This is a genomic window from Acidisarcina sp., from assembly GCA_035539175.1.
Taxonomy (GTDB): domain Bacteria; phylum Acidobacteriota; class Terriglobia; order Terriglobales; family Acidobacteriaceae; genus JANXZS01.
Genome location: DATLIY010000007.1, coordinates 994,295 through 1,016,182, shown reverse-complemented (window position 1 = coordinate 1,016,182; position 21,888 = coordinate 994,295). Strand labels below are relative to the sequence as shown.

The window sequence follows — 21,888 nt, the reverse complement described above, 5'->3', positions numbered from 1 at the left end:
TGTAAGTGGAAACAGCTAAACGTTTCGATGGATCAGGTACAGAAGATCAGATTGCGGTCCGCGCTCAGGAGAGCAGGTCGCTCTGATCCGGCATAAAATCCGGTAAGGGTTTGGTTGCGGACAGCAGGCCTTCGCTGGGCGTCGTCATCGCTTCCAGCACGCGGCTCGTGTGCTGGCCACGGCGCATCACCATGCGTCCCGTACGCGAAATCTCCAGGATGCGGTCGGAGCTCTCGTTGAGAATCTGGATCAGGCCCTCAATCTTGCTCTGGACACCGGTGATCTCGATCATCAGTGACTCCGATGTGAGATCGACGACGCGAGCGCGGAAGACCTCCACCAGTTCGAAGATGCGGGACCGTGTCGCAGGTGTGGCGGCAACCTTGATCAGCGCCAACTCCCGCACCACACACGGCGATTGCCCGACATCATCCACATCCAATACATTTTCGAGCTTATACAGGCTGGCTCTCATGCGATGGGCTGCTCCTGCCTCCGCTTCTGCGACCAGCGTCATGCGCGAGACCCCGGCCTGCTCGGAACGACCTACGGTAACCGAGACGATGTTGATGTTCAATCGGCGAAAGAGCGATGCCACGCGCGTCAGAACGCCGGGTTTATCTTCGACCAGTGCAACAAATGTATGCAGCATTCCTTCTCTCTTCCTCTAGCAACACCTAGTTATCCGTGGCGTCTTCGACAATGGGCGTGCGGGCCGGACGGCGGATCATCTCATGCAGAGCCTTGCCCGCGGGAATCATCGGGTAGACCGAGTCTTCCTGTTCTACCAGGAAATTGATCAGGTAGGGACCGGCCGTCTCGCGAGCGGTCTTCACCGCGGTCATCACATCGGCACGCTTGGTTACTGCCTGTCCAGGGATGCCAAAGGCAGCGGCAAGCTTGACGAAATCCGGGCTGAGGAGCGGCGTGGACTGGTAATTCTTCTCGTAGAAGAACTCCTGCCACTGACGCACCATGCCCAGGTAGCCATTGTTGATGATGGCGATATTCACGTTGAGATTTTCCTGGGCAATGGTCGCCAGCTCCGCCATTGTCATCTGGAAGCCGCCATCGCCGGCGATGACCCAAACCTCTTTTTCCGGACAGGCCACCTTGGCGCCAATGCCGGCCGGCAGGGCAAAGCCCATCGTTCCCAGACCGCCCGAGGTGATCAGCGTGCGCGGCTCGTCGTGCTTGTAGTACTGTGCCTCCCACATCTGATGCTGCCCTACATCCGTCACCACCACGGCCTTGCCATTGGTGGCGCGCCACAGGTCGTTGATTACGTGCGCGGCATACAGGTGGCCATTGTCCGGAAGGTTCTGAATGTCGCGGACGGAGGCGTTCCCCTTCATGGTCTGGATCGTGTGCAGCCATGCGGCGCCGTCGCGCTTGGGCAACAGAGGCAGAAGCTCTTCGAGAACCGCTCGCAGATCTCCAATCAGCGCGATGTCGACAGCAACGTTCTTGTTGATCTCCGAAGGATCGATTTCAATGTGAATCTTCTTCGCATTCGGCGCATACGTCGAGGGAAGCCCGGTGACGCGGTCATCGAAGCGCATGCCGCAGGCGATCAGCAGATCGGCCTCCTGGATCGCATGGTTGACCCACGTCTCGCCATGCATGCCCATCATGCCCAGGTTGAGCGGGTGAGAGGCCGGAAATGCGCCCAGCCCCAGCAGCGTGCAGCCGACGGGAATCTGTGCGCGCTCGGCAAGAGTGCGAACCTGCTCCATCGCGCCGGAGCGCAGAATACCCTGTCCAGCAAGGATCACAGGACGCTTGGCTTCGAGAATCATGCGGCCGGCTTCCGCGAGCGCATCCGCGTTCACCGAGAGCATGGGATGCGGACGATACCGTCCAGGCGCTGCGGCGGCAAAATCGAAGTCCGCTACCGCCTGCTGCGCATCTTTGGTGATGTCGACGAGCACCGGGCCCGGCCTGCCGGAAGCAGCAATCTGGAACGCCTCCCGCAACACCGGCGCGATGTCCTCCACCTTGGTCACCAGGTAGTTGTGCTTGGTGACGGGCAGCGTGATGCCGGTGATGTCGACTTCCTGAAAGGCATCGGAGCCGAGGAGCTTGCTGGAGACCTGACCGGTGATGCAGACGATGGGAACGGAATCGAGCATCGCGGTGGCTATGCCCGTCACCAGGTTCGTGGCGCCCGGTCCGGAGGTGGCAATGCACACGCCAACCCGGCCCGAGGCCCGTGCATAGCCGTCAGCCATGTGGGCCGCGCCCTGCTCGTGACGTACCAGAATATGTTGAACCGGGAACTTGCGCATGGCATCGTATACCGGCAGAATTGCTCCGCCGGGATAGCCGAAAACTTCGCGTACGCCCTCTCCCGCCAGCGTTGCCCAGACAATCTCCGCACCGGTCAGGCGTGCAGCTTGAGTTGGATTTGCAGGATCTCCGCTTTTTCTGGTGTCGCTCATGCCCCGTCTCCTTGATTCGTAACTACTACAGGTACGAAATAGTCCTAATTTGTAACCGCTCCTGTTGCAGCGGAAGAAACGCGATCGGTGTACTTGCGGAATACGCCCCGTGCGTAATGCGGTGCAGGTGCGGTCCACTGCTTCATGCGGTTGGCGATCTCCTCCGCCGAAATCTCCACCGTCAATTTGCGGTTGGGAATATCGAACTCGATGATGTCCCCATCGCGCACCGCGGCAATCGGGCCGCCGACCGCTGCTTCCGGCGCAACGTGTCCTGCCATCAACCCGCGTGTGGCGCCGGAAAAGCGTCCGTCCGTCAGCAGGGCAACACTCTCGCCCAGATCGGTTCCCGCAATGGCCGCCGTAACCGCGAGCATCTCCCGCATTCCAGGGCCTCCGCGCGGGCCTTCGTAGCGGATCACCACTACGTCGTCCGGCTTCAGGCTGCCGGATTGCACTGCCGCGAAGGCCTTCTCCTCCGTGTCAAAGACGCGGGCCGGTCCGCGATGCGTAAGCCGCTTGTGTCCCGCGACCTTGATCACGCAGCCATCCGGTGCGAGGTTGCCCTTCAGGATGACCAGTCCGCCGGTCGGCTTGATCGCCTGGTCCACCGTGTGGATCACGGGCTGTCCGGGTGTCTCTTTCGCCTGAGCCGCTTCCTCGGCGAGTGTCTTTCCTGAGATGTTCAGGCATTCGCTGTTCAGCAGTCCCGCAGAGATCAGGCGCTGCGCCAGCAGGCGGCTGCCACCCGCGGCCTGGTAGTCCGCAGCCATGTAGTTGCCGCCGGGCTTCAGGTCGCAGAGCAGGGGAGTGCGGGCCGAAATGCGGTCAAAGTCGTCGATGGAGAGCGGAATGCCCATCTCATGAGCAATCGCCAGGAAGTGCAGTACAGCGTTGGTAGAACCGCCCGAGGCCGCCACGCTGGCGATCGCATTCTCAATTGACTTCAGCGTAATCAGCTTGCTGGGGCGCAGGTCATTGCGGGCCGCCTCCATGATGAGGACACCGGCCTGCCGCGATGCTGCATGCTTGTCAGGAGAGAGCGCCGGTACTCCGGAGAGCCCCATCGGCGAGATGCCCATGAACTCGCACGCCATTGCCATGGTGTTTGCGGTGAACTGACCGCCGCAGGCTCCGGCGCCAGGACAGGCAGCCGCTTCCAGCACTTCGAGCTGGGCGTCGTCGATCTTTCCTTCGGCCCGCGCGCCGATGCCTTCGAACACATCCTGAATCGTGATGTCCTTGCCGTTCACGTGTCCGGGCGCGATCGATCCGCCGTAGAGCATAAGCCCGGGAATATCCAGGCGCGCCATGGCCATCACGGTGCCGGGAAGGTTCTTGTCGCAACCGGCGATGCATACGATGCCGTCAAAGAGATTGCCCCGTGCTACCAGCTCAATGGAATCCGCAATCACCTCGCGGCTGATCAGCGAGGCCTTCATGCCTTCCGTGCCCATGGTGATGCCGTCGGAGATGGTGATGGTATTGAACTCCATCGGTGTCCCGCCTGCCGCACGAATGCCTTCCTTCACTGCCTCCGCAATGTCGCGCAGATGGAAGTTGCAAGGGCCGATCTCCGTCCATGTATTCGCAATGCCGATGATTGGCTTGTGCAGATCTTCTTTGGAGAAGCCAACGCCGCGAAGGTAGGAGCGCGCTGCCGCGCGGCTAGGACCTTCGGTGAGAGGGATGCTGTAGAATTTGGCGCCGTGCTTCTTATCGTCTTGGGTCATCGTGCGGTCTCTGCTTTCTCCTGTGGACGGGGCGCAAGCCAGAATGCGCCGTCGTGCCTGTGTTCAAAGGTGTCCAGGGCAGCCGCGTGACGCAGCGTCAGCCCGATATCGTCAAGGCCTTCCAGCAGGCACTCGCGACGGAAGGGATCAATGGAAAAGCTTGCGGCGAATCCATGTTCGTCATGGATCGTCTGGTCTTCGAGCGAAACGGTCAGCTTATAGTTCGCGATGGACTGCGCCCGCTCCATCAGTGTGGCTACCTGATCCTCAGGCAGAGTCACCAGCAGGATTCCGTTCTTGCCGGCGTTCGAAAAGAAGATGTCCGCGAAGGACGGCCCAATAACGCAGCGGAAGCCGAAGTCCGAAAGTGCCCAGGCGGCGTGCTCGCGAGACGATCCGCAGCCGAAGTTCTTTCCCGTGATCAGAATCTCCGATCCCTTGAATCGCGAATCGTTCAGCGGGAAGGCTGGGTCAGGCTGACCATCGGCACCCTTGCGCCAGTCGAAGAAGAGAAAATCTCCATACCCGGTGCGCTCAATGCGTTTCAAAAACTGCTTGGGAATGATCTGGTCCGTATCGACATTCACGCGATCCAGCGGTGTGGCCTGCGAAGTAAGTTTCCGAAAAGGCTTCATCGTTAGTTTCCTGCCTTTCCGCCCTTGAATTTCCATTGGCGAACATCGGTAAAGTGGCCTTCAATCGCGGCTGCTGCGGCCATCATGGGGCTGACGAGATGCGTTCTGCCTCCGCGGCCCTGCCGTCCTTCAAAATTTCGATTGCTGGTGGAGGCGCATCGTTCGCCGGGCTGCAGAATGTCTGGATTCATGCCCAGGCACATCGAGCATCCAGGCTCACGCCAGTCAAAACCAGCCTCGCGGAAGATGGCATCCAGCCCCTCGCGCTCGGCCTGCGCCTTTACCTGCTGCGAGCCGGGAACCACCATCGCGCTAACCTGCGGGTGCACATGGTATCCGGTGATAACCTTCGCGGCGGCACGCAGATCCTCGATGCGCGAGTTGGTGCAGGAGCCGATGAAGACGCGATCGATCGCCACCGATTCCAGCGCCGCGCCCGGCTTCAGGTCCATGTACTCCAGCGCGCGTTCGAAAGCACGGCGATCCGCATCGTTTGTGGCTGCCGCAGGATCGGGTACGCTGGCCGTGATAGGCGCAACCATCCCCGGACTAGTTCCCCAACTGACGAAGGGTGCCAGATCTTCTGCGCGCAGCACCAGTTCGCGATCAAACTTCGCGCCGGGGTCACTCGGCAGCTTCTTCCACTCCGCAACGGCCTTCTCCCACATGGCGCCCTGCGGCGAATAGCGGCGGCCTTCCAGGTAGCGGAAGGTAGTTTCATCGGGAGCGATCATGCCGGCGCGTGCACCTGCCTCGATGCTCATGTTGCACAGCGTCATGCGGCCTTCCATCGAGAGCGAGCGAATGGCGGAGCCGGCATACTCAATCACGCAGCCGGTTGCGCCGTCGGTGCCGATGCGGCCGATAATCGCCAGCGCGATGTCCTTCGCGCCAACCGCGGGAGGCAACGTGCCCTCGACAGAGATGCGGAAGGTATTGGGCCGCGATTGCGGAAGACACTCGGTCGCGAGCACGTGCTCGACCTCGGAGGTTCCGATGCCAAAGGCGAGTGCTCCGAAGGCGCCATGGGTGCTGGTGTGGCTGTCTCCGCAAACGATGGTCATGCCGGGCTTGGTCAGCCCCAGTTCCGGGCCGATTACGTGGACGATGCCTTGCTCAGGCGACTGAATGTCGTAGAGCTCGATGCCGAATTCTTCGCAATTGGCGCGCAGCGTTTCGATCTGCTTCCGCGCGATGGCGTCTTTGATCACCAGGCGATCCGGCGATGTGGGAACATTGTGATCCACCGTGGCCACGCAGCGATCCGGACGCCGGACCGTGCGGCCAGCCAGGCGTAGACCCTCAAATGCCTGCGGAGAAGTCACCTCGTGCAGCAGATGCAGATCGATATACAGCAGAGACGGTTCGCCGGCGGGCTCCGTCACCAGGTGAGTCTCCCAGACCTTTTCAAACAGCGTTTTGGGTTGCATCGACATCTCTGTTTTTGTCCTGCCTCTTGATTCCGTTTGACTGCGCTAGACCGCATGCCGCGACTGGCGGCGGTCAATAATTTCGTTGAGCACGCTATACACCTGGTTGCCCATTTCGCTGGTCGAGGAGACATGTGTCTTCTCGTCGCCGCGCGCCAGATCTGCGGTGCGGTATCCCTGTTCCAGCACAGTACGAACGGCTGTCTCTATCGCCTGTGCATCCTGCTCCAGGTTCGCGGAGTGCCGCAGCAGCATGGCCGCGGTGAGGATTGCCCCGAGCGGGTTCGCAATGCCTTTGCCCGCAATGTCGGGCGCCGAACCGTGCACCGGTTCATAGAGGTTCACCGCGCCGCCAACCGTACCGGAAGGGAGCATGCCCAGCGAACCGGTGATCACTGCCGCTTCATCGCTCAGGATGTCGCCGAAGAGATTCTCCGTGAGCACCACGTCGAAGTTGCGCGGCGTATTCATCAGGTGCATCGCGCAGGCATCGACATACTGGTGTTCCAGTGTGATCTCGGGGTACTGCTGCGCGATCTCCGTCACGGTCGCGCGCCATAGCTGGGACACCTCAAGCACGTTAGCCTTGTCGACGGAGGTGACCTTCTTGCGGCGCTTGCCCGCGACCTCAAATGCAACCCGGGCCACACGCGCAATCTCCGCGCGGGTGTAGCGCATCGTGTTCCATGCCTCCTGGCCTTCACGATCCCAGGAGCGCGGCTCGCCGAAGTAGAGTCCACCCAGAAGCTCGCGAACAAAGAGGATATCCGCGCCTTCCACCACCTCGGGACGCAGGGGCGAGTTGCCGGCCAGCGCAGGATAGGCAAACGAGGGCCGCAGATTTGCAAATCCGCCTAACGCATGCCGCAACTGAAGCAGTCCAGCTTCGGGCCGCCGGTCCGGGGGCAGGGAATTGAACTCGTTGCCGCCAACCGCGCCCAGCAGAACCGCATCGCTCTCGAGAGCAGCCTCCAGCGTTTCCTCGGGCAGTGGAGTGCCCAGTTGCTTGATCGCGGTGCCGCCAATGGGCATCTCGCGAAAGCGAAAATCATATCCGTTCAGTTCCGCAACAGCCCGCAGAACCTGTGTTGCCTGCCCGGTAACCTCCGGTCCAATGCCATCTCCGGGGACAACTAGAACGTTTAACTTCATGGACCTCTCCCTGTCGTCGTAAAGAACTTCTCTGTGGTGGTTCGGCCGGCTTAAGCTACCGAGCCTTCAAGGGGCTCCGCGATGCTGCGAACGCCATCACCGCGCTCCTGCTCGTGCCGAAGATGTGCGGGCACCAGGGCGATCAGGTCCTGGTCATATACCGCCTTTTTGCGATCGGCCAACTCGATGAAGCGGTGATAGGCCGCTTCCAGATCGTGCATGCTCAACTTGTAGCCGAGCTCGGAGAGCCGATGCGCCAGCGCATGGCGTCCGGAGTGTTTCCCCAGAACCATACGGTTATGCGGAACACCTACCGAATCCGGCGTCATGATCTCGTACGTCAGAGGATTGGCGAGGACCCCGTGCTGGTGGATTCCGGCCTCGTGAGCAAATGCATTGTTGCCGACAATCGCCTTGTTGGGCGCGGGCGAAAAACTGATGCACTGGTCCAGCGTCTTGCTGGTTGGATACAGGCGATCAATGTGCAGGCCATGTTCCAGTGGGTATTTGTCCCGGCGAACATGCAGAATAGCCGCAATTTCTTCCAGCGCGGCGTTTCCGGCACGCTCTCCGATGCCGTTGATCGTACATTCGACCTGCCGTGCTCCGGCTTCCACAGCCGCCATACTGTTGGCTACCGCCAGTCCGAGATCGTCATGGCAGTGCGAGGACAGGATTACGTTTTCGAGCGCCGGAATCTGCTCCCGCAAGCGGCGGAACATGGCGCCGTATTCGGCGGGAGTGGCGTAGCCGACTGTGTCTGGCAGGTTGATGACCGTTGCGCCCGCCGCGACTGCCGTGGCAACCATGGCGCGAAGAAATTCGGGGTCGCTGCGCGTGGCGTCTTCCGGGGAGAATTCAATATCGTCGCAGTAGCTCCGGGCCAGCCGCACACACTTGTCGGTCTGCTCCAGCGCCTGTTCGCGAGTGATCTTGAGCTTGTACTCCAGATGAATGTCGGAGGCGGCCAGAAAGACGTGGATCCGGGATCGATCGGCATGCTCCAGGGCACGCGCGGCAACTTCGATATCCTGCTGGCGCGCCCGCGCCAGCGACGTGATGCGCGGCCCGCGAACTGCCCTGGAGACCGCCTCGATCGCGGCAAAGTCTCCGTCGGAGGCAATCGCGAAACCAGCTTCCAGAACATCTACGCCCAACGCCTCCAGGGCATGGGCCATCGTGAGTTTTTCCTCGATGGTCATGCTGCATCCGGGCGATTGCTCGCCGTCGCGCAGCGTTGTATCGAAAAAGAAGAGCCGTTTCTCTGTCATCGAGTCCTGCCGGGGAAGTTCTTCAAGCTTTGCTTGGTGTCTCAGTATCTTAAATTTGACATGTATAACGCAAGCTTATTCTTCTTTTAGATTTCATTCGTTTTGCTTATAGTTATTACGGAACTTTCAGCCGATCCAGGGAAACATTATGGAACTCTCGCAGCTTGAAACCTTTCTCGCCGTCGTCGAGGAGCGCGGATTCTCCCGCGCAGCGGTTCGCCTCCACCGCAGCCAGCCTGCCGTCAGCCAGGTGATTCGCAAACTGGAGGAAGATGTGGGAGAGGTGCTCTTTGAGCGCGCCTCGCGGGACGGTTCGCTGACCGCCGCCGGCGAGTTGTTGCGCGACTACGCGAAAAAGCTCTTGAGCCTGCGCAGGGAGGCATCCAGCGCGCTCGAGGAGCTGCGATCTCTCGAGAGGGGCCGCCTCCACCTGGCCGCGAATGAGTACACTTGCCTCTACCTGCTGCCGATTCTCGATGAGTTCCGCCGCCTGTGTCCCCAGGTCGGAGTGACGGTCCACCGCTCGCTTGCCAGCCGCATTCCCGATGAACTGATGCAGCGGACGGTCGAGATGGGAATCGTCTCCTTCCGCCCCCGCGAGGAGGAGCTCCGTTCCATCTCCGTCTATACCGACGAGCTGACGTTTGTGGTCAATCCGAATCATCCCCTGGCTCGTGAGAAGCGTGTCTCCATCCGCGACCTCGGCGCGGAAAATTTCGTGGCCCACAACGTCTCTTCCACTCTGCGCAAACAGGTGATCGAGACCTTCGCTCAGCACAAGACGCCTCTGAATATGGGGGTGGAGTTACCCAGCCTTGAGGCCATCAAGCGCTTTGTGGCCATGGGGAACGGCGTCGCGCTGGTGCCGGGGCTGACGGTGCAGAGAGAGCTGGAACAGGGGGAGCTGGTTCGTGTTCCGGTGACGGAGCTGCAACTGGAACGGCAGCTTCGTATCCTCCATCGCAGAAACTCCAGCCTCTCGCATGCCGCTGTCGCCTTCCTCAAGGTGGTGCGCTCTGTGGCCGCGCGCCGGGGTGCTCCCTTCCAATATCATCTGGAGCGCTCCGCTGAAGCGCCCTCCACGTAGATTCGAGCGAAATGGCGGCGGGAACGTTCCGGCTGGGGCAGGGGAGGGAAGCACGGAGGCACCCGCAATCCGGTAGACGCGATTCTGGGTGAGGAAATGCCGCGAAATCCCCGGAAAGCTATCGAGAATAGCATCTTCCGGCCCGAAGTCGTCGCATGCAGACGCCGTGGCAGGTACAATTGCCTGAGTGGGTCCGTGGACCCGTATTTTTGAGAATTCGACAAGCCCGAGAGGCATAGCGCCTGCCGGCTGGTTGAGCAGGCGAGAGGTTCACTTAAGCATGAAGAAGAGTGCTCTATTGTTGATTCTACTGCCGGTTTTGGCAGTAGCGGGTTTTGCGCAGGAAAGCAGGCAGGATGTCAGCCTGAGCGTGTCGGGGATTATCCCTCCATACATTAGCGGCAATGCGGTGCGGCAGACAGGCACCAACGGGCTCGGCGGATTGGCGAGCTACCGCTACATGCTGACTCCACGGAGTGCAGTGGAGCTGAACTACCAGTACACGCAGAACGCGAACAAGTATGTCACCTCCTTCCTGCCCAACATCCGCATCCATACACGGATGCAGGAGATCTCGGCCGCATACGTCTTCAATTTCAATTTCAAGCACCTGAACCCATTTCTTGAGGCAGGCGTGGGCGGCTATATCTTCAGCCCACTCAAAGACTCCAGCACCTCGACTCTGGATGCGAAGAAAAGCACCAGCGTGGGCGGATTGTATGGCGGCGGCATTGCCTACGAGATCAGCCCGAGCTTCGATATCCGCGCAGAGTATCGCGGCATCATCCTGAAGGCTCCAAGCTTCGGACTGGAACAGTTCCGGACGAATCGGTATTACAACATCTCCAACCCCGTGGTTGGCATCGCCTACCACTTCTAGGTCTTGCCTGCAGGAAGAGCACAAAGGAAAGAGCGGTCAGCGAGTTACTCTCTGCTGACCGCTCTTTTTTGCGCCAGGAAACGAAGCTGCCTAGGTTACTCCGGAAGCGAGGACAGCACCCAAGTCTCCCGGGAGCCTTGCTTCTTCACGGAGTGGCTACTCTGCCGGCATGCTGCTAACCGGGTAAGGACTACTTAAAGACCCGATAGGAAGCGCCGAAGCTAAACCCGGAGGGCGACAGGCCCTTGTTCAGGAAGCCAGGCCACATCTGGTATTCATAATCGACTACGCGCACTTTGAGGCGAGGCGTCAGCCGATAGTCGAGGCCCCCACCGAAGGCCATTGCGAAGAATCCGCCATGTGCGTAGCTGTTGGTGAGGTTGATCTCGCCCACGCCGAAAAGCACCTTGCCGTAAGGATCAAATCGGTTGTGCCGGAAGTTGATTTTCGGTCCGATCATGTACGTATCTTCATGCACATCCTGACGCTGATTGAAGCGCAGCAGGCGGGCTTCTCCCTCGGCGCCATATCTGTCGGTCAGGTTCACGTCAAAAAATCCCCCAATACCCATGAGCCAATTGCTGCCAAAATCGGGTTTAAAGGCGCTATAAGTGCCGCCAGCAAAGATGGAACCTGTCCCACCCCTGGCGGCCGGGACGGCCTGTGCATTGAGGGCGATGGGGATAACTAGAAAAGGGGCTAGTAAAAGCAGCTTCTTTTTGAGCGCTAGCATAATCTCCTCGCTTTCAATATAGATGCAAAAAAGAGCGGGCTGAACATTAAGTCCAGTCCGCTCTTGAATTTCCGTACCGCCCACACCGAAATGGGGCGTTTGGTTCCGTTTTATTGTGCTGCCGCAGGAGCCTGTTCCGCGGAGGCGGTTCCGGTGGCTGGAGCCGCTGGCGCCGGAGCAACGGTTGGCGGTGCGTAGCGGGAGAGCTTCAGGATAATCGGGGTCAACTCCAGAGGCATCTTGTCGCGTGCGTTGAGTAGCGGCACCGGCTTGACGTTCATGTAGACGACCTTATCGTCCCAGGGATCGGTCTTCAGACGGCTGCCGAGGGGAAGAGCTGCAATCTGGTCCAGCTTATCCTGGTCCAGCTTGGGCGATCCCTTCATCAGGTCGGAGAGCCAGGGCGTTCCATCGGCGCGCAGAAGGCCATCACCGAGCCGTGGCGAATTGAGTGCCGACAATTCCTTGCCGCGAGCCTGGAGCTGTGCGAAGAACAGGCCGGCGTTGGGAAGCTTGTCCTTGTACACCGAGTTGTTGAGCAGCTTGAGGGCTGTCTTGGCAGCGTCGGTGTCGTCGGTGTCGGAGTGCTGCATGTTGATGCGCGAGAACGTCGCCTCGTCCGGGAACAAGAGACGATCGTTAAAGGCATAGCGGGTGTCGATGTGATGGCCAAGAACGATGTGCGCAAGCTCAAAGCTCAGCACGGCGGCCACTCCTTCTTCCGAGGGGAGCACGTCGATCAGGCCCTTGCTCAAAAGAATGGTGTTACCGACGGCCAGCGATTCCAGCGGCGCCGTCAGCATGACGCGGCACTTGATGTTCTCCGTCAGCGCGAGGTTGTTGCCGATCACGATGTTGTTCGTGATCGTCTCCAGAACCTTATCGAAGTCGCTGGGAGGAGCGATCAAGCCGGCCTGGACGAGACGGTCCAGAACGTTCTCTTCCGCCTGCGAGATCCAAGCGCGTTGCGCCTGAAGCGGGCTTACATCGGAAGACTGGTCGCTCTTATCGGTCACGTCGTCGATCTTGATGGAGGCATTGTCCGAGTCGTGCGTCGGCAGCTTGAGCGAGTAGCCCCAGAAGTGGGTCTGCGCGCGAAAGCCTACGGCCTTCTCGGTATCGCCACGCTGCGTCTCTTCGGCGTAAACCGCCACCGGTAGCCAGACGTCCGGCTGCAGGTTCATGCGCCAGCTGTCAAAGTGGAAGTAGCGCGGCGACTCGTCTTCGCTGTTTCCCGTGTACGTACCATTGAAGCGGACGATGTTGCCATCCTGATCCTCAATCCAGATACGGCCGGAGAAGCGGCCCGAGCCCAGGCCCGGCTTCGGATGGACATCGAAGACCATCGTGCGGACGCTGCCGAGAAAGTCGCGGCGGACGTACGCAAAATCATAGTGTTGCTGGTCGAAGCTGACCGGATCGACAAACATCATCTGCATGAAGCCAGTCGAAACATATTCCAGCTTGAACGCCTTGGAAAGCCCCGTAATTGCCTTCAGGGAGCCCTTCAGGAAGCCCTTATTCTCCGAGCGCTCGGAGTCGTAGGATTTATCGGTGAACGTACGGCCAAAATCGACCCGGCTCAACAGGTATTGATCCGAGAGCGGCACCGCATACAGCTTCGGGTCGGGACGCATATTCTGGATATACGTCTCTACCAGCGGGGTCCGCTTCTGGATTGCTTTAATGGTGATCTTTTCCCGGGCGACAGCCTTCTGAATCAACGCGCTCTGATCCGCAGTGAGTGGCGTCGCCGGCTCAAATTTGGCAGCTTTCTTCGCCTCTGCCGCCACAACGGTCAGGCAGAGCAGCAGACTTGTCATCCATAACTTCCGCAAGGTCATTTCCTGGCTCCTGAATTTCTTTTACTTGTGTACTACGCGTTCCCTATATACCTTCCAGAGCTGACTCCCCAACACTATGCAAGCTGGAACGTGACGTGAATCAGCGTCGTGTGGTCGACAGCCTGGCCATCTCTCATAGCCGGCTTGAAGCGGATCTGTTCTGCAACCCGCATCGCCTGTTCATCCAGCCCGTGTCCCAAACCATTTACCACACGCAGAACCTGCACTTGTCCAGTAGCCAAAAAACGTACCTGAAGCGTTACCTCTCCTTGAATCCGGGCTTTCTTTGCCTCCGCCGTATATTGCGGGGCCGGTTCGGAGAGTACCTCTGGCAGAGTGAAGCTTGGCTTTGCAGGTATTGCTGCCGGAGCCACACCCGTGCCACCAATTCCTGTCGTACCCAGACCACCCGTGGCGACCGAGCCTCTGCCAGTGCCTGTTCCCCCGGGTGTCCCACCAATCATACCGTTCTTGAAGCCGGAAGATGCTACTGTTCCGCGATCCGTGCCTCCGGGAACGCCATGAGCTACCCCTGAACCGAAGTTAACCCCCTGCACCGATCCCCGGCGGGCGGCGCCGGCACCCGGAGCACCCACTCCAGGCGCGTTGGCAAAGCTGCCTACTGCGGCAAGCTGGCTGGGACCTTTTGCGTTGGGGTTCGGCTTGACTCCCACCGGATCTCCAAAACCACCCACCTTGGTACTGGGTGCGCTCCGGTTATTGGCCACCGGCGTCGGCGCTGCGCTTGCGAACAGGCCAACCTTCGGCTGCGGAGGAGGAGCTACTGCCTTCGGCGGAGCTGGCGGAACAGCCGGCAGGACCGGCGAGTTCAGCTTGACCTCCTGTACCTTGGGCGGCTCGATCTTCTGCAGTTGCTTGGGCAGTGCGATCTTGGGCTGCGGCAGCAGTTCCGGCTTTGGCGGCGGCGTGTACTTCACCTTCGGTACCGGCGGACGCGAAATCTTGGGTGGCTCGCTCGGGAAGACCAGCTCGGTCGTCTGGAGTGTCTTCAACTGAGCCTGATGATGTATCGAAGCCATGGTGAATAGAACCAGAAGCCCCGCGATGACGAGGTTCGTGACGGTGCTTACACCAAACGATCCCCACCGGGCTTCCGGTTCGGGGAGGAGTCCGAAATTTGCGCGATTCAGAACGTCTTCCGGCATAGATAGAACCTATTCATTTCGCTTAAGTCGTCGTGATGCTAATTGAATCCGGTCTTTCAACTTTCGCTGATTCTGTCGAACCGGACCGTCAGGGGAATGAGAGCGAGTCTTGTCCAAAGATCGAGAATTCAAGCGATATTTTTCAGCAGAATTCTTCCAAGTGCTACAGAACCCGTTGCCCTGAGTGAGCCTTTTTTCTCAGGGTTGAACGTACGATAGCGCACATTGCTGGCGATTGCAGTCACCCGAAAGTTGTGCAAGCTGAGGACGACTTACCACCTTTATTGTAGCGTGATCCTGCTCACTCGTTCCCCGGTCTCCTAAGACCGCCATGTGATTAGAAGCGCATCTGGCGCTTTTGGTTTGCGTAGTCTCTGAATTCGTTGCCTTTACAATCAAGGAGATCAGTCGCGGACATTAATGCGCAAGAGGAGAGCTTCATTGAAAATTCTTGTAACAGGCGGAGCGGGATATATCGGCGGTACAGTCGCTAATTTGCTGATGCAACAAGGTCATACCGTCACGGTTTACGACAATCTCTGCCACAGCAGGCGGGAGATGGTCCCGGCCGGCGTCACTTTTATCGAAGGCGACGTCGCGGATCGCGCGCAACTTGAAAAACTTTTCACCGCGACGAAATTTGATGGCGCCATGCATTTCGCCGCTTTGATTGAGGCTGGCGAGAGCATGCAGAAACCCGAGCTCTACTTTCGCACTAACACTGCCTCCACGCTGGCGCTGCTGGAGGCGATGATCGCCACCAATGTCAAGCGCCTGGTCTTTTCCTCCACTGCCGCGGTGTATGGCGAGCCAGCCAGCACTCCGATTCGAGAAGACGCCGCCTTGCAGCCGACCAATGCCTATGGCGAGTCCAAGCTGCTGGTGGAGCATATGCTTCGCTGGATGCACCAGATCCACGGCCTGCATTACGCAAGCCTGCGCTACTTCAATGTTGCCGGAGCCATCCCGGGGCGTGGCGAGGCGCATGAGCCTGAGTCGCACATCATTCCGCTGATCCTGGATGTGGCGCTCGGGCGCAGGAAAAATATCAAGATTTTTGGCACGGATTATCCCACTCACGACGGTACCTGCATTCGCGACTACATCCACGTCTCCGACCTCGCGCAGGCGCATCTGCTGGCTTTCGAGGCCCTGTCCCAGCGCGACAAGCTGATCTACAACCTGGGCAATGGAGTGGGCTTCACGGTGCGCGAAGTTGTCGAGTCGGCACGCCGTGTGACAGGGCACGCCATCCCGGTAGAGGAACAGCCAAGAAGGGCCGGAGACCCGGCGGTGCTGATCGCCAGCTCGGAGAAGATCGGCAACGAGCTAGGCTGGAAGCCTCAGTTCACGCAACTCGATGACATCATTTCCAGCGCCTGGGAGTGGCACAAGCTGCGTTACGCCAATAGCAAGTAGGAAGAATCCGTGGATTGCCGCCTGAAACCATACCCGGGCCGTATGCGGCCAAGTGGGTGGTCAGGCGGGCGGCAATCCCTTCCCGAGGGCATGCACGCTATCCATTCGTCTTCCCGCCATTTCTCGCCTCCAACTCGCGTCTTATCCTCCCACCGCAGATGCAGAATTAACAATCCAAACGCTGTTTCTTCTTGACACGGATTGCTGCAAGCCAGCTATGGTTGCGGAGCATTCTATGCATTGAGCGACCCTCCCCTTAGGGTCTGCCGGGGGCATTCATGAACTCAGTAGCCAGCGCAACTGGTTTTGTAGATGACGCGTCTTCTTCCGGGCTTGGTCACGTGATTCTCGCCTCCTCGGCGGGCACATTGATCGAGTGGTACGACTTCTACCTGTACGCCATTCTCACCGTCGTTCTCTCCGGCCAATTCTTTCCCGGGAGCCTCGCAACAGGTTTTCTCTTCAGTCTGGGAGCTTTATGGGCTGGCTTCGCAGTCCGTCCCTTTGGAGCGGCATTTTTCGGGCACGTTGGCGACCTGGTAGGCCGCAAGAACACATTCCTTGTGACTCTTTCCGTGATGGGCCTCTCTACCTTTGCTGTGGGTCTGCTGCCGACGTATAAGCAGATTGGCATGGCGGCGCCGGTACTGCTTGTGCTTCTGCGCTGCCTGCAGGGCCTCGCGCTGGGCGGCGAGTATGGCGGCGCCGCCACTTACGTCGCCGAACATGCGCCGGATCATCAACGCGGACTCTACACCAGCTATATCCAGACAACGGCTACATTGGGGCTGTTTGCGGCGCTGCTCATAGTGTTGATCGCACGCATCCAACTGGGCGATGCCGCTTTTCAAGCATGGGGATGGCGCATCCCGTTTCTGCTGTCCCTGGTGCTGGTGATCTTTTCGCTGTGGATCCGCCTTCGTCTGAAGGAATCCCCGCTCTTTGCCCGCCTCAAGCGCGAGGGGAAGACATCGGCTTCACCAATCACCGATATTGGCCGCAAAAACTGGGGGTTGATCCTGCTGGCTCTCTTCGGAGCCACCGCGGGCCAGGCAGTCGTCTGGTACACGGGGCAGTTCTACGCGCTCATCTTCCTGACCAAAACCCTGGGCGTGAACTACAAAGACGCGTACGTGATCATCGCCATCGCACTTGTCGCGGCGACTCCATTCTTCGTGCTCTTCGGTTGGCTGTCGGATAAGTTGGGCCGCAAGCCGCTCATCCTTTCCGGTTGCGCGCTGGCCGCGTTGACGTACTGGCCGATCTATCATGCCATGGCAGCGGCGGTCACCAAAGTCAATGGCGCAGTCCTGGTGAACCGGCCGATCATGGTCCTGCTCATCTTTATCCAGGTCCTTTACGTCACCATGGTCTATGGACCTATCGCGGCCCTGCTGGTCGAGCTTTTCCCCGCGCGGATTCGCTATACCTCGATGTCCATCCCCTATCACCTGGGGAATGGTGAGTTCGGCGGGCTCACTCCGCTGGTGGCTACCTGGCTGGCTGCGTGGTGGCTGACGAATCACCCGGGCGACGTCAACGCGAAGTACATGGGGCTGGTCTGGCCGATTGCGGTTGCCACGCTGACATTCTTCGTTGGCCTGATCTGGCTTCCCGAAACCAAGGATCGCAGAATATGGGATGAGTTCAACGACTAGCGCATGTTTCTCCAGAGCCTGCTCCGGCTATCGTCCATTGCCGTAGGACGAAAGCATCTTCTGTACAGGATGACAACAGCATTGGTTCGAGGCGACAGGTCCTTCACTTCGTTCAGGATGACAAGACCGTTGTGGAGCGCAATATTGTCATCCTGAACGAAGTGAAGGACCTGTTCTTGGACTTTCGGCGTTCTCCAGAAATCGTTTTCTATTGACAGCTCCCGCGACCCGAAGGCTATACTTTGCCCGCCGCTCGCATCTGCATTTTTCTCCACTGAAATCAGGGGCTAATTCCCCTGGAATCTATACATAATTTTTGGGGTCACGAGAAAATGCTGAGGCGAGAAAACGTTTGCTGAGTCGCCCGATTCCCAGGAGGATTCCTTTGAAGTTTCCTGTCTATGCGATGACCATTCTCTCCATAATCACCACCCTCTCAATCGGTTGCGGGGGATCAGGCACCTCCTCCACCACCACTTCGAGTCCGGGTGCTGGCTCCAGTTCCACCCCGGACAGTGGAACGCTCACCAGCGTCAGCGACAATCTGCAATACAGGATCAGGAACGCAAGCAGCGGTCTGGAGCTGAGCATCTCCGGGCAAAGCCAGGTCGCCGGAGCGAGCGTGGTGCAGGCAGGTGACGCCGGAACTCCGGATCAGCTTTGGCACTTCGTCCCCATGGGCAATCAGCAATTCAACGTGGAAAATCTGGCGACACATCAGGTCATGGGTATTACGAATGCTTCGAAGGCCAGTGGGGCGGCGGCGGTTCAATGGGCCGATAACGGAACCAGCGATCACCTGTGGCAGTTCTATTTGCTCGCGGATGGCAATTACCTGATCAAGAACGCAAATAGCGGCCTGTATCTGGAGGACGGCGGTTCGAATGCCACCTCGGCGGCGGTGATCGATCAAGGCGCGCGAGCTACGACCGGAACCGGCTGCACCTGCCAGGAGTGGGCACTGACCTCCACCGGCAATTCGCCTTACCCTGCGCCGCTCCCGGTTGCCGGCGCAGGCGTCTCTGTCCACGACCCCTACATGCTGAAGGACACGGGCGGTACTTATTGGCTCTATGGAACACACAGCACACTGGCAAGCTCCGCAGACATGGTGAATTTCACCTTCAGCCAAACTTGCACCGCGGCCCAGCGCGGAGGCTATGCGAATTGCCCGGACATCGGTCCGGACCTTGCTTTGTGGAGCGGTCTACAAACTCCGCCTTCGTGGAACAATGGCCAGAACACAGACATTTGGGCGCCTGACGTGCTCTATGCGAATGGCACGTATTTCCAGTACTACTCGATCCCGATCGAACCACATAGCGGCGCGCAGGCAATCATCGGCCTGACGACGAGCGCGAATCCCAACGGGCCGTGGACGGATGCCGGCCAGATTATCGAGTCTTACGGCTCCACGACCGGATCGACGACCAGGTTCAATGCTATCGATCCGGCTCCTTTTGTGGATGCCTCAGGCAACCGGTGGCTGGTCTTCGGATCATGGGAGGACGGCATCCACGTGATTCAACTGGACCCGGCCACAGGCCTGCGACTCAGCTCGAACCCGACCATTTACAACATTGCGCAGCGTGGTCTTCCTTCGGCGGGAGAAGAGGGCCCCTTCATTTACCCTTTCAATGGCTGGTACTACTACTTCGCGTCGATTAACGTCTGCTGCAGTGGAAACAGTTCGACTTACAGGATCATCGTCGGCCGATCGAAGAGTCCCACCGGGCCGTATCTGGATCGTGGCGGGCTGGACCTGATGCAGGGTGGAGGGACGATTCTGCTCAGCGCCCACGGCAACGTCAACGGTCCCGGTGGCCAGAGCGTTTTCACCGACGGCAGCCAGCCGACGCTCGTTTACCACTATTACGACGGCAACAACAACGGCTGGCCCGCATTGGGCATCAATCGCCTCGGATTGGATGCCGACGGCTGGCCCTACGTGGAGTAGCGCCCACCCTGGCACTTGAAATCGGGCGGAATCACGGCAGGACTTGCCGATCTATAAGCCGACGAATTACTGTGAGTCACACGAATGGCGGACGTCCCTCTCGATGGGTGTCCGCCAATTTCAGCTGAAAACATGTGCTGTGCACATGGTCGTGTAACCGAGGCGGGTGGGTAAGCCATGCGCCGGAACTCAAGGCAATAACCCAGGGTGAAAGGTAAGGAAAGCGGATGGCGTCTTCGACTACCAATGTGAATCTGGATTCCACACTGCGGGAAAACCGGGTATTTCCGGTGCCCGAGGAGTTTGCGCGGCAGGCCCACATCAAGAGCTTTGCGCAGTATGAAGAGCTCTACCAGCGGTCCATCAAAGACCCTGAGACATACTGGGCCAGCGTCGCCAGCGAACTGCACTGGTTTGAGCCCTGGACCAGCGTGCTCGAGTGGAATCTGCCCTGGGCGAAGTGGTTTGTCGGCGGCAAGCTCAACCTCTGCTACAACTGCGTCGACCGGCACGCTCTCGGCAGCCGCAAGGACAAGGTTGCGATCCTGTGGGAGGGGGAGCCGGGGGAAGTTCGCAAGCTTACCTTTGGGGATCTGCACGTAGAGGTTCAGAAGCTGGCCAACGTCCTTAAGGGCCTTGGCATCCGCAAGGGCGATCGCGTTGCCATCTACATGGGTATGACTCCGGAGCTGGCAATTGCGTTGCTGGCCTGTGCGCGCATTGGCGCCATCCACTCTGTGATCTTTGGCGGTTTCGCCGCCAATGCGTTGGTGGATCGCATCAACGACGCGCAGTGCGTGGCGGTGCTCACGCAGGATACTTCGTACCGCCGCGGGTCTGAGGTCAAGCTCAAGCAAGTGGTAGATGAGGCCATCGCCAACACTCCTTCCGTCAAGCATGTGGTGGTTTACAAACGCTCCGGAACTCCGGTCAACATGCAGTCCGGCCGCGATCACTGGTGGCATGAGCTGATGGCGTCAGCCTCGCCGGAGTGTCCCGCGGAGCCGATGGATTCGGAGGATCCGCTCTACATCCTGTACACCTCCGGCACGACGGGGAAGCCCAAGGGACTGGTGCACACCACGGGCGGCTACGCGGTGCAGACCTATATCACCAGCAAGCTCATCTTCGATCTCAAGGAAGACGATGTCTACTGGTGCACGGCCGACATTGGATGGGTTACAGGCCACTCCTACGTGGTCTACGGCGCGCTGCAGAATGGCGTGACCACCGTGATGTACGAGGGCGCTCCGAATTTTCCGGCGCAGGACCGGTTCTGGAAGATCATCGACGACCATAGAGTAACGGTCTTTTACACCGCTCCCACGGCGATTCGTTCCTTCATCAAGTGGGGAGATCAGTATCCGGAGAAATACAATCTCGACAGCCTGCGCCTGCTGGGTACGGTCGGCGAGCCCATCAATCCGGAAGCCTGGATGTGGTATCGCGAGAAGATCGGCAAGAATCGCTGCCCCATTGTGGATACCTGGTGGCAGACGGAGACCGGCGCGATCATGCTGTCTCCAATTCCTGGAGCCATCCCCACGAAACCGGGTTCGGCTACTCGCCCGTTTCCTGGAATTGTGCCAGAGGTTGTTACAAGATCCGGCGACCCGGTGCCGGTGGGCAGCGGAGGTCTTCTCGTTATCCGCAAGCCATGGCCCGGAATGGCACGCACCATCTACAACGATCCTGACCGTTACGTCCAGGCGTATTGGAGCGAGATTCCCGGCTCCTACTTTACGGGGGATGGCGCGCGCTGCGATGCGGATGGCTACTACTGGCTGATGGGGCGCGTTGATGACGTCATCAATGTCTCCGGGCACAGGCTGGGGACGATGGAGGTAGAGTCTGCCCTGGTCGCTCATCCCAAGGTGGCGGAAGCCGCTGTGGTTGGCCGTCCGGATGAACTGAAGGGCCAGGCGATCTCGGCCTTCGTGACGCTCGAGTCCGGCTACCAGCCCTCGAACGAGCTTAAGGAAGAGCTGCGTAAGTGGGTGGCCAAGGAGATCGGCTCGCTCGCTCGTCCCGATGATCTGCGCTTTACCGATGCGCTGCCCAAGACGCGCAGCGGCAAGATCATGCGCCGCCTGCTGCGCGAACTCGCGACGCATGGCGAGATCAAGGGAGACACAACTACGCTCGAGGACTTCACGGTCATCTCCAAACTGCGCGAGGCCGACGAAGGATAGGCGCAGCAAGTTGGCGAAAAAAAGCAAACGGTCAGCGAGAGATACTCGCTGGCCGTTTTTCTGGTTGATGCTGAAAAGCAGGTCCTTCCCTTCGCTCAGGATGACAATCTCAGTGGAGTGCTCAGGATGACAATCTCAGTGTTTTGGGACGAAGCATCATCCGCTCAGGATGACAACATCGTGTTTTTTAAGACGAAGCATCATCCGTTCTGGATGACAATCTCGGTGGAGTGCTCGGGATGGCAACCTTAGCAGACGCTCAGGATGGCAACGTTAGCGGAGTGCTTCCC

16 protein-coding genes are annotated in these 21,888 nt (G+C 59.2%); 6 read left to right on the top strand and 10 right to left on the bottom strand.

Translation table 11 applies throughout. The features are described 5' to 3' along the window. Window positions 1–64: 64 nt before the first annotated feature. The 7 genes from ilvN to VM554_06935 are packed head-to-tail and all read right to left on the bottom strand — an operon-like array spanning window position 65 to window position 8,662. On the bottom strand, window positions 65–652 hold the full coding sequence (gene ilvN, locus VM554_06965; GenBank protein ID HVJ08107.1) for an acetolactate synthase small subunit: 588 nt from the start codon (window positions 650–652) through the stop codon (window positions 65–67). Between the two features lie 25 nt (window positions 653–677). After that, window positions 678–2,441: a biosynthetic-type acetolactate synthase large subunit gene (gene ilvB / locus VM554_06960; GenBank protein HVJ08106.1), complete on the bottom strand. Its 1,764-nt coding sequence runs from the start codon at window positions 2,439–2,441 to the stop codon at window positions 678–680. 44 nt (window positions 2,442–2,485) lie between these two features. Beyond that, a complete protein-coding gene (gene ilvD, locus VM554_06955) occupies window positions 2,486–4,174 on the bottom strand; it encodes a dihydroxy-acid dehydratase (protein ID HVJ08105.1) in 1,689 nt (562 codons plus the stop codon). Continuing rightward, on the bottom strand, window positions 4,171–4,809 hold the full coding sequence (gene leuD, locus VM554_06950) for a 3-isopropylmalate dehydratase small subunit (GenBank protein ID HVJ08104.1): 639 nt from the start codon (window positions 4,807–4,809) through the stop codon (window positions 4,171–4,173). Before leuD ends, ilvD begins: the two co-directional genes overlap by 4 nt. A 2-nt stretch (window positions 4,810–4,811) precedes the next feature. Then, on the bottom strand, window positions 4,812–6,245 hold the full coding sequence (gene leuC, locus VM554_06945) for a 3-isopropylmalate dehydratase large subunit (protein HVJ08103.1): 1,434 nt from the start codon (window positions 6,243–6,245) through the stop codon (window positions 4,812–4,814). Window positions 6,246–6,284: 39 nt separating this feature from the next. Then, a complete protein-coding gene (gene leuB, locus VM554_06940; protein ID HVJ08102.1) occupies window positions 6,285–7,391 on the bottom strand; it encodes a 3-isopropylmalate dehydrogenase in 1,107 nt (368 codons plus the stop codon). Between the two features lie 50 nt (window positions 7,392–7,441). Further along, the gene (locus tag VM554_06935; GenBank protein ID HVJ08101.1) at window positions 7,442–8,662 is read right to left on the bottom strand and encodes a 2-isopropylmalate synthase; all 1,221 of its coding nucleotides are present in this window, start codon (window positions 8,660–8,662) and stop codon (window positions 7,442–7,444) included. 148 nt (window positions 8,663–8,810) lie between these two features. On the opposite strand from VM554_06935, the gene VM554_06930 reads away from it, so the two are divergent. Both VM554_06930 and VM554_06925 read left to right on the top strand, forming a co-directional pair. Beyond that, a complete protein-coding gene (locus tag VM554_06930; protein HVJ08100.1) occupies window positions 8,811–9,749 on the top strand; it encodes a LysR substrate-binding domain-containing protein in 939 nt (312 codons plus the stop codon). Window positions 9,750–10,047: 298 nt separating this feature from the next. After that, entirely contained in the window at window positions 10,048–10,629 is a 582-nt protein-coding gene (locus VM554_06925) for an outer membrane beta-barrel protein (GenBank protein ID HVJ08099.1), read from the top strand. Window positions 10,630–10,819: 190 nt separating this feature from the next. Here VM554_06925 and VM554_06920 read toward each other — a convergent pair whose 3' ends face one another. The 3 genes from VM554_06920 to VM554_06910 all read right to left on the bottom strand — a co-directional run bounded on the left by VM554_06920 (window position 10,820) and on the right by VM554_06910 (window position 14,372). Next, window positions 10,820–11,362: an outer membrane beta-barrel protein gene (locus VM554_06920; GenBank protein ID HVJ08098.1), complete on the bottom strand. Its 543-nt coding sequence runs from the start codon at window positions 11,360–11,362 to the stop codon at window positions 10,820–10,822. 110 nt (window positions 11,363–11,472) lie between these two features. Next, a complete protein-coding gene (locus tag VM554_06915; GenBank protein ID HVJ08097.1) occupies window positions 11,473–13,206 on the bottom strand; it encodes a M48 family metalloprotease in 1,734 nt (577 codons plus the stop codon). Between the two features lie 74 nt (window positions 13,207–13,280). After that, on the bottom strand, window positions 13,281–14,372 hold the full coding sequence (locus VM554_06910) for a TonB family protein (protein HVJ08096.1): 1,092 nt from the start codon (window positions 14,370–14,372) through the stop codon (window positions 13,281–13,283). Window positions 14,373–14,813: 441 nt separating this feature from the next. Between VM554_06910 and galE the strand changes: the two genes are divergently transcribed. The 4 genes from galE to acs all read left to right on the top strand — a co-directional run bounded on the left by galE (window position 14,814) and on the right by acs (window position 21,598). Next, window positions 14,814–15,791 (top strand): UDP-glucose 4-epimerase GalE, encoded by a 978-nt coding sequence (galE, locus tag VM554_06905; GenBank protein ID HVJ08095.1) that lies wholly within the window; start codon window positions 14,814–14,816, stop codon window positions 15,789–15,791. Window positions 15,792–16,069: 278 nt separating this feature from the next. After that, entirely contained in the window at window positions 16,070–17,449 is a 1,380-nt protein-coding gene (locus tag VM554_06900) for an MFS transporter (protein HVJ08094.1), read from the top strand. A gap of 385 nt (window positions 17,450–17,834) precedes the next feature. Next, window positions 17,835–19,406: a family 43 glycosylhydrolase gene (locus tag VM554_06895; protein HVJ08093.1), complete on the top strand. Its 1,572-nt coding sequence runs from the start codon at window positions 17,835–17,837 to the stop codon at window positions 19,404–19,406. 227 nt (window positions 19,407–19,633) lie between these two features. Continuing rightward, the gene (gene acs / locus VM554_06890) at window positions 19,634–21,598 is read left to right on the top strand and encodes an acetate--CoA ligase (GenBank protein HVJ08092.1); all 1,965 of its coding nucleotides are present in this window, start codon (window positions 19,634–19,636) and stop codon (window positions 21,596–21,598) included. Window positions 21,599–21,888 lie beyond the last annotated feature (290 nt).